Genomic DNA, 14,475 nt, shown 5'->3' with positions numbered 1-14,475 from the left:
AGTGGAAAGCTGGGCTGGCTGACTTGGGAATACGAAATCCTCTCATCAAGTTTCGGCAAGATAGTCCTCGAACTTTAGAAATTCTGTAATGAAAGTGACATCACAGATTCTTACCGATCTCGTAATCAAATTACTTTTGCCGAACTAGACAGCTTCTTAAACTTGGCTCAATCTGAACTGCCTTATTTTCAAGAATGGCTGACCTATAAAGAAACTTACCAGAAATTAGAAAGTCTGGGGAATAATAAGTTTTTGAATGCTTTACGTGACAATCAAATTCAACCAGAGCAATGGTTTCCAGCTTTAGAAAAGCGAATTTATCAAATATGCCTTGATGCTATTCTTGCCAAAAAGCCTGAGTTAAAAAACTTTAATATTCAAGTACACGAACGGCAAATTAAGGAGTTTTCTAAACTCGATTTTAACCAACTAGAAACTGCTAGAGAACGTCTAAAACAACTTCATGTGCAGCGCTGGGAAAACTGGGAAAGAATATCCTGATCTGGAGACGTTTTGTAGTGATAACTCACCACAGTTTTTTCTGAAAGCACTAGAAAATGTTCAGGGTGATGAGCGAGATGCAATCATACTCAGCGTTGGGTATGCTCGTGATGATCAAGGTAAGCTTTCTCTCAACTTTGGCCCCCTGAATCGGCAAGGTGGAGAACGACGGCTCAACGTCGCTGTCACGCGGGCGAAAAGTAAAATTACACTCGTTTCTTCCATACAGCCTGGGGACATCGACACTACACGCGCCAAAAGCAAATGCATAGAAGCACTACATAATTACTTAAAATATGCAGCGAGTGGCGGAGAAGTATTGCAAGGTAACTCTTCCACAGATACGCTTCGCTTTGAATCGCCATTTGAAGAAGATGTTTACTATACTTTAGTCCAAGAGGGATACACTATCCGCACCCAAGTTGGATGCTCAGGATACCGGATTGACTTGGCTGTAGTCAATAACAATTGCCCTGGTGAGTTTTTACTGGGGATTGAGTGTGATGGGGCATCATACCATAGTTCACCAACTGCCAGAGATCGCGATCGCCTCAGACAAGAAGTGCTTGAAAGGCTCGGTTGGAAAATTTACCGCATTTGGTCAACAGACTGGTTTCGTAACAAACCTGTTCAAGTTCGTCTGTTGATAGAAAAGATCAAACAACTACAACAAATCAGATAGAATCTCGTTGCTCCAGCTACTCATCAATTAGTACAATTCTAGGCAACGCATACTTGGATTATTCAGGAGCTTTTTAATTACCTCTACAATGCGATCGCTATTTAGTCTAATAAATCATCAATCAAAATAGTCTTTCACTTTACAATTTTTGATTTAAGCCAAATTTAAGCCACGCCTCAAAACCAGGCTGAATAAGAGTTATACTAGATCCAGTATCAAACAAACATTGTTACTCACGAACCCTACAGATCCCATTTAGGCTAGAAATAGACTCCCTTCTCTCCCATCCTCAAAAAACCTTGATTTACCTGACTTCCAACCCCCATCACCAAGTTCGGAGTAATCCCAAGAGTGCATTTGACGGAAAGGAAGACCCATCTTTTGGAAGACATACTTCTCTTTCACACCAGAAGCGATGAGGTCAGGCTTCAATGCCTTAACAATCTCCTCGAATTCATAAGCGGTAACGTCGTCATAAACGATGGTACCATTTTCGATGTAGTGAGTAGTACGTTTGTAGTCGTCATTATGAGCGAACTCATAACCTGTACCAATCATCTTCATGCCCAAATCTTGGAAAGCTGGGACAACGTGACGAGGACGTAGACCACCAACCATCATCGCAACAGTCTTACCATCCAAACGGGGGCGATACTTCTTGAGGATCGCATCCATTGTGGGTTGGTACTTAGCAATTACCTTCTCAGCATTTGCTTGGATTTTTTCGTCAAACTTAGAAGCGATTTCCCGTAAAGATTCAGCAATCTTGGTGGGTCCGAAGAAATTATACTCAAGCCAGGGTAGATAAAGTTTGACGCCGTAAAACGTTTACTGTGTAAGCATTCTGGAGAGAGCGCAGTTTTATGGCTTAATTTTGGCTTAAATTGCCTTGTTTTAACGCCTGAAACCCAGTCGAAACAGTAAATTGATTTATTAATTGTGGCTTAAGTTTTAACACCGTCAATGATCATCATATTTGAATACTTCCTTGACACCGTGGGTAGTCGGCGGTCAGTCTAACCCTATGGTGACTGTTAAGTCTGCACTCAATACAACTGTTTTAGCAGCCAATCTCTTTCCTCTTTTATTTGGTTACGTACTGCTTCCTCTGTCCATCCTAGTTCTCTCGCTAGTCTCTGCACTAAGTCTTGGCGGGGTACATACTGGTATCCTCGCCCCCATTTTGAATGCCGCCGCCTGACTATGCGCGTCATACACAATCTGCTTCTTTGCTGCATTAAAGGGTAACAGGTAAGTTTCATAAGATATTTTAATCAATGGCTGAAACAGAGTCTTTTACTTCTGTGGAACCCTAGGGTTCCTGATGATTTTCCCCAGGCTTTTAACCTTGCCTAATCGCTGTAATGTGCGTTGCATATAGATTGTAAATGTGTTTAGCTTGTTTTGTTCAAGCATGAGTGAGGAAAGGCATGGGAAGCACTACAAAATACGATCCAAAGGATTTGTGTACGGTTTCAATCAATCCTGGAGATGAGCAGGGCGTGGGCGCTTTAACTTATGCGTTTTACACCAATATACCTAAAGCCAGCCGAACTATTTTAGGTATCTCGACAATTACTGACACAACTCAATTGCCCGTTGGAACGGCATTGACCCCTAGCTATCCTAAACCAGCCAAGGCTAGCAAGCGGTTTCAAACTAAATCTTCATCCAGTTACGTTGCAGCGGCAAATTTTAACGGCGCTCGTGTAGATGGTTGGACGGTTACCAGGAATAGAAAACTTCCATCTGTGCACTTGACTGCTGGAGGGTCAAGCTTTGTTCGCACAGTGTACGTCACTATTAGGGGTATTAAATATGCTTGGCATATGCCCAAAGTGACAATAGGAAGAATAGGCGACGCTGATTTAGCGGCGCTAGGTATTAAATATGCCACAGAAAACGACGTGAAAGATTTGGTATTCGGTGCTGAATTTCCTAAACCAGGGAAAGCTAGAAAGCTAGTTGTTTCTGGGGCAGGCGATTCTGCAACGGCATCAAATGTCATAACTTTTTATGACCCTGAGAAAGAATTCCCCGCTAATTGGTCACCAGTTAGTAATGCCTACGTTATTCTCTAGTGAGCAAGATTGACAATAGTTACATTTTAAATAAAGGGCAATGAAATGAAAGTATTATCTACTGATGAATGTTTGGAAATAATGGATTTAGCTATTGATCATGTAGCCAAAGAGTCTGGTAATGATGCAAAATCATTAACTGAGAAGTTTAATGTATTAGTTAAGGTTGACAAGGAAGCTAGGAGATACTGGATTAGTGAGACCGCTTATGGGTATTTACAAAAACTGCCAGAATGGCGGCTTTTAGTAGAACAAATAGTTTCTAAATATGGATATTTTTCGCAGGACGAATGGGGGGAAGGTGCTCATATTAGATTTCCAAAAGATGATGAAACTTTTTCGGACAAGCTGGACATCAAAGACATTATAGCTGTCTTGTTGCCTGAAACTGTATCACCACCAATAACACCACCGGGCTAACGGACGATAGTAATGGTGTTACTGTAACTCTTGCTGTTTCTTAAGTCCTTGGATTAAAAATGTTTCAAAATAGCTTTGATTGGATTTTAATATTTTCTAATACTCTGAGTGGAACATTTAATAATCCAATCCCTGAAATCGAGCCTTTACACATTTTTACTTCTTCAATTATTGGCATCCAAGTAATTTCAGCATCAGCAGGTGACACCTGGATTAAAGGCGGGTATTTAAGCCAGGTTTTAGATGCGCCGCTAGGGATAGCAGGCATGGCAGAGGGAGAAAGGCTGTTTATCCCTCTCTACACTCCTAAAATAATTAAATTTCTGTTGTTTTCCCCTCCCTACAAAGTTTCGTTTCAAACGCCAAAATATTTTAGGGACTGCACTGTAAGCATTTGGGAGTTTACAGGAAATGATAATAATCCTAGCTAAGGCTTGACTAGGATTAAATCAGGTGTAGCAGCTATCAAGGATTTGTTAGAGGATAGCGCCACATCCTCAGATTAAAGTGTTCAGTTAGTGTGTTCTTAAGATGATTACCAAAGAATTGATGGTGGCAATTTTAGCTGTGTTGGGCGGCGGCGGGTGGGTTGTTGCTAATTACCTTAATTCAATATTAAGGGCAATTAGTGACATTGACAAACACCATACAATTGGAATGCAAAATTTAGCTAGTTCACTGGATGCTCATGTTCTGGAATACAAATATGAGCGCGAGTTATCAAAGCTAAGGTTCGACACTTTGACATTAAGTCTGGAGGAGGAGAACAGACGGCAGAATAGCGCCATCAAAGACATACAGGCATTTCTTTCAAAGACAACTGATTTTACTGTCAGGCTTAATGAAAAGGAGTAGCAATCTTGTTGAGAGTAAAACCTCATGAATACCTCAGATAGAATTGCAATTGGGACACTGGCGTTTACTGTTATAACCCAAGGGGTTTTGGTTCTTGTCTGGTACATTGGTAATGAAAAATCTTTTGAGCGCAAAAAATATGCGGCGGAAAGAGATTTTAATCACCTTAAAAATAATCAATTGCAAATATCCAACGCAATTAATGACCTGTTGCAGGAGGTTAAAAGCGATTTTAATATATTGAGTCGAGATATTCTTGAAATAAAAATTACTCTGGGCATAGACAAAAAACATTCAGAGTAGACATGAAGCACTTGCTGCTAGTAACAAAAAGCGATCGCACTTCACCCCAGAAATGCGATCGCATTTTTATTGCCAGTCCCCAGATGCAACCCTGACGGTTAACAATAATACAAATCTATCGTATCTAGATATTCAATCAATTTATATAATAGTATATAACTATACCATAGACACTGTTCACGATGCTGTCAGTACCTGAAGAAACCGCCGATTCAATTAAAGATGGACTGTCCAGGCTTAAACGAATAGAAGAAATTGTTCATAGCTGGGATGACATCTTTGACTATGTCGTCAAGAAATCTCCTAGAGGTATCCTACCAATGGAGTACTACCAGGCTAAAGAGTTGCTAGGTGACTTAAGAGAGTGCCTGAAACTCAAAACTGTCAGTAAAGCTAACCCCATTACTCCCCTTGCCAGTGAAGTAGAGGAACCAATTACTGCTGATGCCAGTGAAGTGACTCCCCTCACCAGTGAAGTAGAAGAACCAATTACCGCTGATGCCAGTGAAGTAGAGGAACCAATTACTGTTGATGCCAGTGAAGTAACTCCCCTCGCTCAAGATGAGCAAGAGATTGACCAGCGGACAAAAGAGGATAAATGGATAAGTATCGACTCACGGTCTAACCTGTTGGCCCTGCGGTTTAGGGTGAAGGGATTTGATAAACAGTTCTTTCTACGCACTGGGCTAGAAGATACCCCGGCTAACCGCGAGAAGGCGCGATCGCTTAGGGATGAGATAAAAGACGATATTTGGACGGGTGACTTTGACTCGACACTATCCCGCTACAAAACTCACAAACCAAAACTAGACAAGCCAGCCAGCGACGCAGTAATTGACAAACCACTAGCACTAGGGGCAACAGTGGAGCTAGAGGAACGGATGGTACTTGTTCCTGTCGTTGACCCAAATAGGCGTAACGGTTTTGTAACGGGTAAATTCGCGCTGACTCAATTACTGGTTGTTAGACCTGTGGATTCTGAAACCTAGCGTGGGTCTGTCTGTCTGGGTTGATGCAAATACTATTGAAATTGACGAATTTTAGACAGAAATAGACAGAATCCTTACAGGTCAATGGACAGACACAGACAGACAATAGACAGAATTTAGACAACAGACAGAGATTAGACAGACAACAAGTAATGGGAGAGAAGTTAATGAAAAAAGCGATCGCACTCCCTAAGAAACGCGATCGCTTTTTGTTGTCTGTGTGTTGTCCAATTGTTGTCTGTCTCTGTGCATTGATACATAAGGATTCTGCCTGGTTCTGTTGTCTGTTGTCTGTTGTCTAAATTTTGCTGATTTTAATAGTTTGGGTGTGAATGCAGCCAGACAACAGATGCTGATCGCATTCCCCTAAACGCGATCGCTTTTTTGTTCCGCCTGGAACAAGTGCGGAACAAACCCGGAACAGCTAGGAACAAGACACAGTAAGCTGTTCCGTCTGTTCCTGATTGTTCCGTGTTCCGGCTCTAAGCGGGTAATCTGTACCCTTCTGCCTTTGTTCCGGTGATAAGTTCCCCCTCTTGTTCGGTTCAGAAGTTAATCAGATGCAAGCACTGCTCATAAGTAAGCTTGGTGGCGTGTTTGAACTGGTTCACATTTCTTGCCTAACCCTTGTCAGTCCGTTGGTTCAGCGGTTCAGGAGTGTCTGAACTGGGTTCAGGCGGGTGAAAGGACTTGTAATCAATGCCAGAACTTGTTTTCAGTAATTTATCTGGCGGTTCAGCGGTTCAGAATTGATCGCTAAAGTTAAAAAGTCAGGACACGTTGCAGCTGTAACGTCTGGGTGACAATAGTACGCCAAAACCATTTGTACGGTATCCCCGATCCAGTACGCCATCACTGAAGATGAGTTACCTGCATTAGAGGCAAACCTAATAGACCTGTTAGAACCTGATTTGAATTGGGAGCCAGTAATCGCGGGTAGTGGCACTAGCAAGCTATTCTCATTCCGTCTCCAAGATTTTGAGGTTGAGGCATTGCAATTGCAGCAGACACCGGAAGATAAAGACTCCCTGAATCTCACAGCTAAAAGGCTGTTAATGGGTGCTTTGGGATTTCCGTCGAATGGCAATAAATCCATAAACACCGTAATTACACAGGAATTGGTTAAGCAAGAAGTAGAGCGTATTCTAGCTGAGTCTACTAATACTGCTTTAAACGACGTGGACATCCAGAATTTGGTTAAGCGGGAAGTGGAAAGCGCGATCGCAGATGTTAGGCGGGAGTTAGATGAACGCCTGGGGGAGTTGACCGCCTGAGAGATAACACCCAATCTCTGAGGCAACCAGTAGATTATGATGCGGCGCGGGATAAGGTGCTGAAAAAGCTGAAGGTGGGGAGGCAGTCAACAGCGGGAAAGGCGATCGACGCATTTATCAAGGAAATCTCTACTTCTGCCTAATGAATTTGATTGAAGACGGGGGACGGGGAAAGTTGAAAACTAAATTCAAGGATTCTAAAACTTTTGGTCAAAACACCATTACCCCCGGCACACCCGGCACAGCCTTACCAGACAAGGATTACAGCCGTGTCACCTCTGTGCCGGGCGGTGGCACACCCGGTGCAGAGTTAGAAAACAGTTAACCATCTGTTACGGCAGTTACGCTACCTGTAACAGAGGTGTAACAGCCACAACCTTTACAGCAAGCCGCTGTTACACCTGTTACGGGTGCTGGCTGCTTTAACTCAAAAGAAAGAAATTCAACTATCAAGAGTTTAGCCCATGTCAGAAATAGAAAAGTTTAGTGAATTGGTGCAAGATGCCCAGCGCGGCGACGGTTATATCAACGCTACAAAGTGGTGTAAGGCTTTTGGCTCCCGATTGGATAAATGGAAACAGTTACCGGAGACAAAAGCAAAAGCAGACGATCTTTCTCACACCCTAAAAAATAGTGTGTCAAACTCTGAGATTTTTCACACACCCCAGGCGGGTGTGTCAAATTTTGAGAGCGTAAAAATCACGGGGTCAGAAATCAGCCTTGCACTAGAACTTAAAATCGATATTGGTGTTCGGGACGCAATATCCATCGTCAAAGACCTTGCCATAGCCAACACCTATCCTTTGATGAATGAGGCGGATCAGCAGAAATTTAAAAGTAAATACTTCTGGAGTGCCAGACGTTTCAACTTTGTACCAACAGAAGATTGTCCAACGCCGCCACTAATTGATTAAAGCTTCCAAGTTTTCAGAGATAACCCCTGGTCATTGGTCGGGGGTTATTTTTATAGGCGATCGCTGACGACGGATATTAAAATTCAAAACTTTTAACTTCTTGCTCAAGGGGGGCGTCACACCCGTAACAGGTGTAACAGCGGCTTGCTGTAAGGGTTGTGGCTGTTACACCTCTGTTACAGGTAGCGTAACTGCCGTAACAGATGGTTAACTGTTTTCTAACTCTGCACCGGGTGTGCCACCGCCCGGCACAGAGGTGACACGGCTGCAATCCTTGTCTGGTAAGGCTGTGCCGGGTGTGCCGGGGGTAACGGTGTTTTGACCAAAAGTTTTAGAATCCTTGAATTTAGTTTTCAACCTTTCCAGCCGCTAGCGTTGCATTAGCCCAAAGCCCCCCTTCATTGCACCAGGTAGAGAAATGATGGCAACGAGTAAAATAAAAGCGATCGCACAAGAGGGCGAACTATGGTTCAAGCTTTACCAAAACCAGTAACCTTTGAACAATTTGCAGAATGGTACCCCGACACAGGATTACGCTACGAACTGCACAACGGAGCAATTGTCGAAATGAACCAGCCATTAGGGGAACATGAACTCATCATCGCCCTACTAAGTCGCAACTTAACAGCAGAGATAGTTAGGAGAAACCGGCCTTACGTCATCTCTAAAAATGCCTTTGTTAAAACCCCAGCAACGGAAACAGCTTATTGCCCCGACATCCTGCTGTTAAATCTAGACAACTTGGCCAATGAACCCTTGTGGCAGAAACAGTCAACCGTCAGCCAAGCCGCATCAGTTCCATTCGTCGCCGAAGTTGTTAGCTCTAATTGGGGCGTTGATTACGGGAATAAAGTTAGTGACTATGAAGCCATAGGAATTCCTGAATATTGGATCATAGATTACCTGGGAGTAGGCGGCAGAAGATTTATCGGCAATCCCAAGTTACCCACACTATCAATTTATTCCTTGACTGAAGGTGAATATCAAGTAACCCAGTTTAGGGGAGACGATTTTATAGTATCTCCAACCTTCCCAGAATTACGCCTGACCGCCAAAGAAGTTTTACAACAGAACCTCTGAAATTTGCTTCCGTGCCAACGCATGTTTAAGTCGCTCAACCTCAGCCCTTAAACGTGCGTTCTCTTCTTTCAACGCCTCAATATCATCCTTCTTATCCACCGCCTGCCTAATTACCTTCTTCCGGTTCTCCAAACTGAACCACTTCTGATAAATTTCAGTGTGAATCTCCACTGAATGCCCCAAATTATCAGCCGCCGCCTTAATCGGCACACCCATCATGTGCGCTCTAATTGCCCAGGCGTGACGCAAATCATAGGGAGTAAACGGAATCTTTACCCGCCTAAACCATGACGAACAGTTGACCCGAATCGTGTTGATTTCCGTAAAACTCGTTCTGTCGTAAGTTTGCGATCTCAACATCTGCAAAGCTTCGGGATTCTTTAAATCAAACAACTCCACCCATTCAGGATGGAGCGGTAAGGCTTCTCTATATCCTGTCTTAGTATCTGGGTGAACCTTCCAAGTATTATCCTTATTCTCAGGATTTAACCACCAATCAATCCCCGGATTAACAAACAGTTCTCTCGGTCGTAAGCCATAGGTTGCAAGCATCCCATAGACCCATTCCCACATCTTCCAGCTATCTATGCAATCCTTCTTAATTGTTAGACTTCTAGACAACGAATAATTGTGAAACGATTCATAATACCTGACTATATCTTCATCACTGGGGATATCTCTAACCTGACTCTTGGGCTGTGTACTCTTGATTCCATCCAGGCTAAAGCTAGTCAGGTTGAGAGTTGACCTTAATACCTTCAAACTTTTAACAGCGTGATATTTTGCAGAATCATTAGTTATCTCTGCAATCTTTTTATCTATAGAAACCTGACTTAATAGCGTGTCAGTGCCAACCAGTCTTTTTAAATGGTCTTTGTAATAAGAGAAAGTATGCTTACTTTTTTCTGTCAACTTGTGAGTTTTAAAATATTCAACTTCAAACTCCTCTAATATCTCACCAACAGTTTGTGGCCCGTTCTCCACCTTGGCGAGTTTACCCAAATATTTATCATTCCACTCAAACTGCTTACGGGCGATCAGCCTGCCTAACTCCTGTGCTTCCTCCTCAGCCGTCCTCAGTCCATCCAAGTTTGCAGGGATGTTGAGCGAGATTTTGTATTGCTTGTCCCCAGTCCCCTTGGTGTCGGTGTCCCCAGGCTTAATTGGTAGCGATGCCTGCAATTGAATAGTATCCCCAGCCACCACAAGCCCGACCTTAACCTTACCTGCCTTCAACCGAGCCTTAACCTCAGCCAAACCTTTCTCAAACTTCTTCTCTAAATGCTGCCGAGTCGCTTTCATCTGTTCCCGATTCCCTAGATAGCTGCCATCGGTAGATGCTGGCGGTGTGAAATCGCCGAAAACGTCCTGATTGCTAAATTCCATTGTGTCTTAAATTTGGCTTAAAATTTAGTCCATTTGGAACAATGTTTGAATTGAGCAAAGTCAAGCCTGGACTAAATCGTGGGTTCAAAACACATTAAATCATATTCTGTACAGGGTATACCATAAGCTTCTTCCATGTGACGGCTGATGTAGTTCATCGAGCGGTAACAGTGGATGAGGTTCATCTTCACGTTGGGGGTCATCAACATTTCGTTGATGGTGCCATCACCAGACCACTGAGCGACTACGCGCAAGCCGATTTCTTCTAACAGGATGCGGCTAGCCCAAGCATCACCACCGATGTTGTAGTCACCGATAATGGCTACATCATAGGGGGTACCTTCAAACTTGAGTGTACCATCTTTCTTCGCTTGGTCTGCTCTGGTGAAAACCCAGTCACGAACCATGTCGTTAGCGATGTGGTGACCCAAAGACTGGGAAACACCCCGGAAGCCTTCGCAACGAACGGGAACAACTGGCTTACCAATTTCCTTGGAGGTCTTTCTAGCAACAGCTTCGATGTCATCTCCAATTAGACCGATGGGACATTCAGATTGAATGGAAACACCACGGTTTAAAGGGAAAAGATCGTCTAGTTCTTGAATCAATTTGACTAGTTTCTTGTCACCACCAAAAACGATGTCCCGTTCTTGGAAGTCAGAGGTGAAGTGCATGGTACCAAAGGTATCAACACCTGTGGTACCGATGTAGTAGTTACGACGACCAGACCAAGACCAGTAACCGCAACCTACAGGCCCGTGGCTGATGTGAATCATGTCCTTAATAGGACCCCAAACCACACCCTTGGAACCTGCGTAAGCACAACCACGAGCGGTCATCACACCTGGTAAAGATTTGATGTTAGATTTAACGCCGCAGTCAGCCTTACCTTCTTCATATACATTGAGGTGCTTTTCCCGCTTTTTAGCAGCTTTTTCGGGATAAGCTTTGAGAACTTCTTTAACTAGTTCTTTTCTTTCTTCGATGATTTTCTTGTTGTCTGGAGGAGTCATTTTCTGTCTCTCTTGCTCCTAAGGAACGGGAATAGGGAAGGGGTTTTCCCCTGTGGGGTTGGGGACTTAAAGTCCCCTTAAGGGATAGAAGAAATGTTGGTCAAAGGTGAGAGCAATGATGTGGCACTCTCTGCCTTTTTCCTGTTGCTAGAGTTTTATTTCTTAGCAGCAACTTATGCTACAGGAGCTTCAGTAGCAGTCTTACCAACCAGCATGGCGGTATTTTCATCGCTTTCGAGAATACCAAATTCAATCAACAATTCTTCTAATTCTTCCATTTCGATAGGTGTAGGAATAGCTAGATTCTTGTTGTTGATGATCTTGGTAGCCAATGTGCGATATTCGTTAGCTTGGTTGCTTTCTGGTGCGTACTCGTTAACAGTCATCCGGCGCAATTCTGCGTGTTGAACGATGTTGTCGCGGGGTACGAAGTGAATCATTTGGGTGTTCAACCGTTTTGCCAAGGTTTCGATAAGTTCGATTTCCCGGTCAGTGTTACGGCTATTACAAATCAAACCACCCAAACGCACGCCACCGGTGTGAGCATACTTAAGAACACCACGAGCGATGTTGTTAGCAGCGTACATCGCCATCATTTCACCAGATGTAACGATGTAGATTTCTTGCGCTTTACCTTCACGGATAGGCATAGCAAAACCACCGCATACAACGTCACCTAATACGTCGTAAGATACGAAATCTAGGTCTTGGTAAGCACCGTTTTCTTCTAGGAAGTTGATGGCGGTGATGATACCGCGACCTGCACAACCTACTCCGGGTTCTGGACCACCAGATTCTACGCAACGTACACCACGGAAACCGGTGAGCATTACTTCTTCGATTTCGATATCTTCAACGGCACCACGTTCAGCAGCCAAGTGAAGAACGGTTGTTTGAGCCTTGCTGTGCAGCATCAAACGGGTGGAGTCAGCTTTGGGGTCGCAACCAACGATGAGGATGCGTTGGCCCATTTCTGCCATAGCTGCCAAGGTGTTTTGGGAAGTGGTAGATTTACCGATACCGCCCTTACCGTAGAAAGCTATCTGTCTAATCTTTTCGTCAGTCATGGTTCGTGTTTTCCTACAATTGGTTGGTTGGTTGGTGGGTGAAGTTTTGTCTCTGGACTTCTCACGCCTGTTGAGCTACAGCAGTGAGTATTTGTAGAACGTATCGGGAGGCGATCGCTCTACCGCCAAAACTATTGTGGTTGAAAGCATTGATTTTCCTAGATAAAATTATGTTTACCCTAAGTCCCTTGTGGGAACAAAGAACTTAGGCACTTTACAAATACACCGAAATATGCAACAGCCTGTAGAGATAGGTAGGACTTGACGAAGTAATTCGTCAACAATCAATGGTTTAGTCCTACTTGCCTAAAATAGAGCCTTTCAAAGCTTCAACGTTAGCCATTGCAGCGGCTGCGTCAGCAGATGATACACCACTTGCGGTCATTGCAGCGTTCAAGTGTTTGACGATAGTATCAAACTGAGCTTGTTGTAGCTTCATGCCTGTGTGGGTTTTTTCCATTGGACGACCAGCGTATTGGCTTGGTCCTTCCAGAATTTGAGAGAAGAAAGCAATTTGATGAGCGCGTTGTTTTGCCATATCTGTTTTAGCAAAGTAACCGCTAACGCTGCTGTCTGCCATGATGTTTTTGTGGAAAGCATCAACGACTTTTTCAACTGTGGCTTGTCCGCCGATTTTGTCGTATAAACCCATAATCTTTCTCCTTTCCTGTGAAGCGAGTTGGATGGTGAAACTTGCAATTAAGCGTTTAATTTTTCCGCTTAGATGCTGTTTGTTGTTAGCAGGACTGAAGTCTTGATTGTTGAGAATTATCTAGGTCAAATCCTAGTTGCAGTTCCTGGCTGATACAGATAAATGTATCTTCGTAAAGAGTGTTTTTTCTACAGCAAGGGCGAAACTGCTTCGACTACAAGGTTTTTGCTAACACGATCTTGTAATCTGGCTTCGATGGCAATCTTGAGTGTGGCAGTGCTGCTAGAACAAGAACCGCAAGCACCTTGAAGGATAACCTTCACGCGATCGCCTTCTACGTCATAAAGTTCTACATCTCCCCCGTCGGCGATCAATACAGGTCTGACTTCTTCATCAAGTACTTTTTGAATTAGGGCAATTCTTTGCACATTGGTCAGCGGTTTTTGCTTTCCAGAAGTCGAGATATCTGTAGTGGTCTTCACGCCATTGTTGTTGAGGAGTGATGTGGCGACTTCTTGCTGTACTTCTTTGATAATATCATCAATGTTGGCTAAACAAGAACCGCATCCGCCACCAGCTTTTACATAATTTGTTACCTGTTCCGCACTGGTGAGTTTATTTTCTAAAACTGCACGGCGAATTTTGGAGTCGCTAATACCAAAGCAGCTACAAATCAGGGCACCTTCATCATCATCATGGGTGGCTAGGGGAATGCCTCGGTAATTGTAGATGGCTGCTTCTAGGGCTTCTTGTCCCATGACTGAGCAGTGCATCTTGGCTTCTGGTAGTCCGCCTAAGTAATCTGCAATGTCTTTGTTGGAGACTTTCAGGGCTTGATCTAAGGTTAAGCCTTTGATCATTTCGGTTAATGCACTCGAAGATGCGATCGCACTGGTGCAACCAAATGTCTGAAAGCGTGCATCGAGAATTGTGTCAGATTGTACTTCAACTTTCAGGTGCAATCTCAAAGCATCACCACAAGCAATGCTTCCTACCTCTCCAGTTGCAACCTTAACTCCAGCTTCGCCTGTTTCTTCAATTGCTCCCTGATTTTTGGGATCGTAAAACAGCTCTAATACTTTATCTGTGTAGTCCCACATGGTCGATTTTAGATTTTGGATTTTAGATTTTGGATTTAAGATTAGTCAGTAGCTAGCAGGACTTACAAATAGGAGTTTTACGAACCGCCAAGACGCCAAGAACGCCAAGAAATGGAAGGTTATGCGTAAGTCCTGGTTAGTTATGATTTACTACTGAC

General features: G+C 43.6%; 18 protein-coding genes and 2 pseudogenes. 12 read left to right on the top strand and 8 right to left on the bottom strand.

What is annotated here, in order from left to right; translation table 11 throughout:
• Nucleotides 1-162 precede the first annotated feature (162 nt).
• Together CYLST_RS25760 and CYLST_RS25755 are read left to right on the top strand one after the other, a co-directional pair.
• The gene (locus CYLST_RS25760; protein ID WP_041233271.1) at nucleotides 163-501 is read left to right on the top strand and encodes a hypothetical protein; all 339 of its coding nucleotides are present in this window, start codon (nucleotides 163-165) and stop codon (nucleotides 499-501) included.
• Nucleotides 464-1,183: an AAA domain-containing protein gene (locus CYLST_RS25755; protein WP_041233270.1), complete on the top strand. Its 720-nt coding sequence runs from the start codon at nucleotides 464-466 to the stop codon at nucleotides 1,181-1,183. The genes CYLST_RS25760 and CYLST_RS25755 overlap by 38 nt, the downstream gene beginning before the upstream one ends.
• Before the next feature lie 255 nt (nucleotides 1,184-1,438).
• On the opposite strand, the pseudogene CYLST_RS25750 reads toward CYLST_RS25755, so the two are convergent.
• Both CYLST_RS25750 and CYLST_RS34855 read right to left on the bottom strand, forming a co-directional pair.
• Nucleotides 1,439-1,987: pseudogene (locus CYLST_RS25750) on the bottom strand (nitrogenase component 1); the annotation flags it as partial.
• Nucleotides 1,988-2,229: 242 nt separating this feature from the next.
• Complete coding sequence (locus tag CYLST_RS34855; RefSeq protein WP_015210676.1) at nucleotides 2,230-2,397, bottom strand: hypothetical protein; 168 nt, start codon at nucleotides 2,395-2,397, stop codon at nucleotides 2,230-2,232.
• Between the two features lie 216 nt (nucleotides 2,398-2,613).
• Between CYLST_RS34855 and CYLST_RS25745 the strand changes: the two genes are divergently transcribed.
• From CYLST_RS25745 to CYLST_RS25705, 9 genes are all read left to right on the top strand, one after another.
• Nucleotides 2,614-3,264: a hypothetical protein gene (locus CYLST_RS25745; protein WP_015210675.1), complete on the top strand. Its 651-nt coding sequence runs from the start codon at nucleotides 2,614-2,616 to the stop codon at nucleotides 3,262-3,264.
• Nucleotides 3,265-3,309: 45 nt separating this feature from the next.
• Nucleotides 3,310-3,684 (top strand): hypothetical protein, encoded by a 375-nt coding sequence (locus CYLST_RS25740; RefSeq protein ID WP_015210674.1) that lies wholly within the window; start codon nucleotides 3,310-3,312, stop codon nucleotides 3,682-3,684.
• A 59-nt stretch (nucleotides 3,685-3,743) separates the two neighbouring features.
• Nucleotides 3,744-4,115: a hypothetical protein gene (locus CYLST_RS25735; protein WP_015210673.1), complete on the top strand. Its 372-nt coding sequence runs from the start codon at nucleotides 3,744-3,746 to the stop codon at nucleotides 4,113-4,115.
• Nucleotides 4,116-4,215: 100 nt separating this feature from the next.
• Nucleotides 4,216-4,539, top strand: coding sequence for a hypothetical protein (locus tag CYLST_RS25730; RefSeq protein WP_015210672.1), 324 nt, complete (start codon nucleotides 4,216-4,218; stop codon nucleotides 4,537-4,539).
• Nucleotides 4,540-4,563: 24 nt separating this feature from the next.
• Nucleotides 4,564-4,842, top strand: a complete 279-nt coding sequence (locus tag CYLST_RS25725; RefSeq protein WP_015210671.1) for a hypothetical protein — start codon at nucleotides 4,564-4,566, stop codon at nucleotides 4,840-4,842.
• A 182-nt stretch (nucleotides 4,843-5,024) separates the two neighbouring features.
• On the top strand, nucleotides 5,025-5,831 hold the full coding sequence (locus tag CYLST_RS25720) for an Arm DNA-binding domain-containing protein (protein WP_015210670.1): 807 nt from the start codon (nucleotides 5,025-5,027) through the stop codon (nucleotides 5,829-5,831).
• 911 nt (nucleotides 5,832-6,742) lie between these two features.
• Complete coding sequence (locus CYLST_RS25715) at nucleotides 6,743-7,105, top strand: hypothetical protein (RefSeq protein ID WP_015210669.1); 363 nt, start codon at nucleotides 6,743-6,745, stop codon at nucleotides 7,103-7,105.
• A 142-nt stretch (nucleotides 7,106-7,247) separates the two neighbouring features.
• Nucleotides 7,248-7,430 carry a hypothetical protein gene (locus CYLST_RS25710; protein ID WP_015210668.1) on the top strand — a complete coding sequence of 61 codons (183 nt, stop codon included), beginning with the start codon at nucleotides 7,248-7,250 and terminating at the stop codon, nucleotides 7,428-7,430.
• A gap of 139 nt (nucleotides 7,431-7,569) precedes the next feature.
• Nucleotides 7,570-8,019, top strand: coding sequence for a KilA-N domain-containing protein (locus tag CYLST_RS25705; RefSeq protein ID WP_015210667.1), 450 nt, complete (start codon nucleotides 7,570-7,572; stop codon nucleotides 8,017-8,019).
• Nucleotides 8,020-8,226: 207 nt separating this feature from the next.
• Here CYLST_RS25705 and CYLST_RS34850 read toward each other — a convergent pair whose 3' ends face one another.
• On the bottom strand, nucleotides 8,227-8,376 hold the full coding sequence (locus CYLST_RS34850; RefSeq protein WP_157162641.1) for a hypothetical protein: 150 nt from the start codon (nucleotides 8,374-8,376) through the stop codon (nucleotides 8,227-8,229).
• Between the two features lie 108 nt (nucleotides 8,377-8,484).
• On the opposite strand from CYLST_RS34850, the gene CYLST_RS25700 reads away from it, so the two are divergent.
• Nucleotides 8,485-9,099, top strand: coding sequence for a Uma2 family endonuclease (locus CYLST_RS25700; RefSeq protein WP_015210666.1), 615 nt, complete (start codon nucleotides 8,485-8,487; stop codon nucleotides 9,097-9,099).
• On the opposite strand, the gene CYLST_RS25695 is transcribed toward CYLST_RS25700, so the two are convergent.
• The 5 genes and pseudogenes from CYLST_RS25695 to nifU all read right to left on the bottom strand — a co-directional run bounded on the left by CYLST_RS25695 (nucleotide 9,082) and on the right by nifU (nucleotide 14,317).
• Nucleotides 9,082-10,485 carry a site-specific integrase gene (locus CYLST_RS25695; RefSeq protein WP_015210665.1) on the bottom strand — a complete coding sequence of 468 codons (1,404 nt, stop codon included), beginning with the start codon at nucleotides 10,483-10,485 and terminating at the stop codon, nucleotides 9,082-9,084. The genes CYLST_RS25700 and CYLST_RS25695 overlap by 18 nt on opposite strands.
• Nucleotides 10,486-10,562: 77 nt before the next feature.
• Nucleotides 10,563-11,498: pseudogene (locus CYLST_RS25690) on the bottom strand (nitrogenase component 1); the annotation flags it as partial.
• Between the two features lie 173 nt (nucleotides 11,499-11,671).
• Complete coding sequence (nifH, locus tag CYLST_RS25685; protein WP_015210664.1) at nucleotides 11,672-12,565, bottom strand: nitrogenase iron protein; 894 nt, start codon at nucleotides 12,563-12,565, stop codon at nucleotides 11,672-11,674.
• Between the two features lie 298 nt (nucleotides 12,566-12,863).
• Nucleotides 12,864-13,217 carry a group I truncated hemoglobin gene (locus tag CYLST_RS25680; protein WP_015210663.1) on the bottom strand — a complete coding sequence of 118 codons (354 nt, stop codon included), beginning with the start codon at nucleotides 13,215-13,217 and terminating at the stop codon, nucleotides 12,864-12,866.
• A gap of 188 nt (nucleotides 13,218-13,405) precedes the next feature.
• Nucleotides 13,406-14,317, bottom strand: a complete 912-nt coding sequence (gene nifU / locus CYLST_RS25675; protein ID WP_015210662.1) for a Fe-S cluster assembly protein NifU — start codon at nucleotides 14,315-14,317, stop codon at nucleotides 13,406-13,408.
• Nucleotides 14,318-14,475 lie beyond the last annotated feature (158 nt).

The sequence above is a fragment of the Cylindrospermum stagnale PCC 7417 genome, from assembly GCF_000317535.1.
Taxonomy (GTDB): Bacteria; Cyanobacteriota; Cyanobacteriia; order Cyanobacteriales; family Nostocaceae; genus Cylindrospermum; species Cylindrospermum stagnale.
The sequence above is the reverse complement of the archived record's forward strand: the minus strand, read 5'-3'. Positions and strand labels throughout refer to the sequence as shown.

Bases quoted from the DNA above. Each gene is read 5' to 3' on its own strand.
- CYLST_RS25755 (WP_041233270.1), top strand. From the start codon at position 464: ATGTGCAGCGCTGGGAAAACTGGGAAAGAATATCCTGATCTGGAGACG.
- CYLST_RS34855 (WP_015210676.1), bottom strand. From the start codon at position 2,397: ATGACGCGCATAGTCAGGCGGCGGCATTCAAAATGGGGGCGAGGATAC.
- CYLST_RS25745 (WP_015210675.1), top strand. From the start codon at position 2,614: ATGGGAAGCACTACAAAATACGATCCAAAGGATTTGTGTACGGTTTCA.
- CYLST_RS25740 (WP_015210674.1), top strand. From the start codon at position 3,310: ATGAAAGTATTATCTACTGATGAATGTTTGGAAATAATGGATTTAGCT.
- CYLST_RS25735 (WP_015210673.1), top strand. From the start codon at position 3,744: ATGTTTCAAAATAGCTTTGATTGGATTTTAATATTTTCTAATACTCTG.
- CYLST_RS25730 (WP_015210672.1), top strand. From the start codon at position 4,216: ATGATTACCAAAGAATTGATGGTGGCAATTTTAGCTGTGTTGGGCGGC.
- CYLST_RS25725 (WP_015210671.1), top strand. From the start codon at position 4,564: ATGAATACCTCAGATAGAATTGCAATTGGGACACTGGCGTTTACTGTT.
- CYLST_RS25720 (WP_015210670.1), top strand. From the start codon at position 5,025: ATGCTGTCAGTACCTGAAGAAACCGCCGATTCAATTAAAGATGGACTG.
- CYLST_RS25710 (WP_015210668.1), top strand. From the start codon at position 7,248: ATGAATTTGATTGAAGACGGGGGACGGGGAAAGTTGAAAACTAAATTC.
- CYLST_RS25705 (WP_015210667.1), top strand. From the start codon at position 7,570: ATGTCAGAAATAGAAAAGTTTAGTGAATTGGTGCAAGATGCCCAGCGC.
- CYLST_RS25700 (WP_015210666.1), top strand. From the start codon at position 8,485: ATGGTTCAAGCTTTACCAAAACCAGTAACCTTTGAACAATTTGCAGAA.
- CYLST_RS25695 (WP_015210665.1), bottom strand. From the start codon at position 10,485: ATGGAATTTAGCAATCAGGACGTTTTCGGCGATTTCACACCGCCAGCA.
- nifH (WP_015210664.1), bottom strand. From the start codon at position 12,565: ATGACTGACGAAAAGATTAGACAGATAGCTTTCTACGGTAAGGGCGGT.
- CYLST_RS25680 (WP_015210663.1), bottom strand. From the start codon at position 13,217: ATGGGTTTATACGACAAAATCGGCGGACAAGCCACAGTTGAAAAAGTC.
- nifU (WP_015210662.1), bottom strand. From the start codon at position 14,317: ATGTGGGACTACACAGATAAAGTATTAGAGCTGTTTTACGATCCCAAA.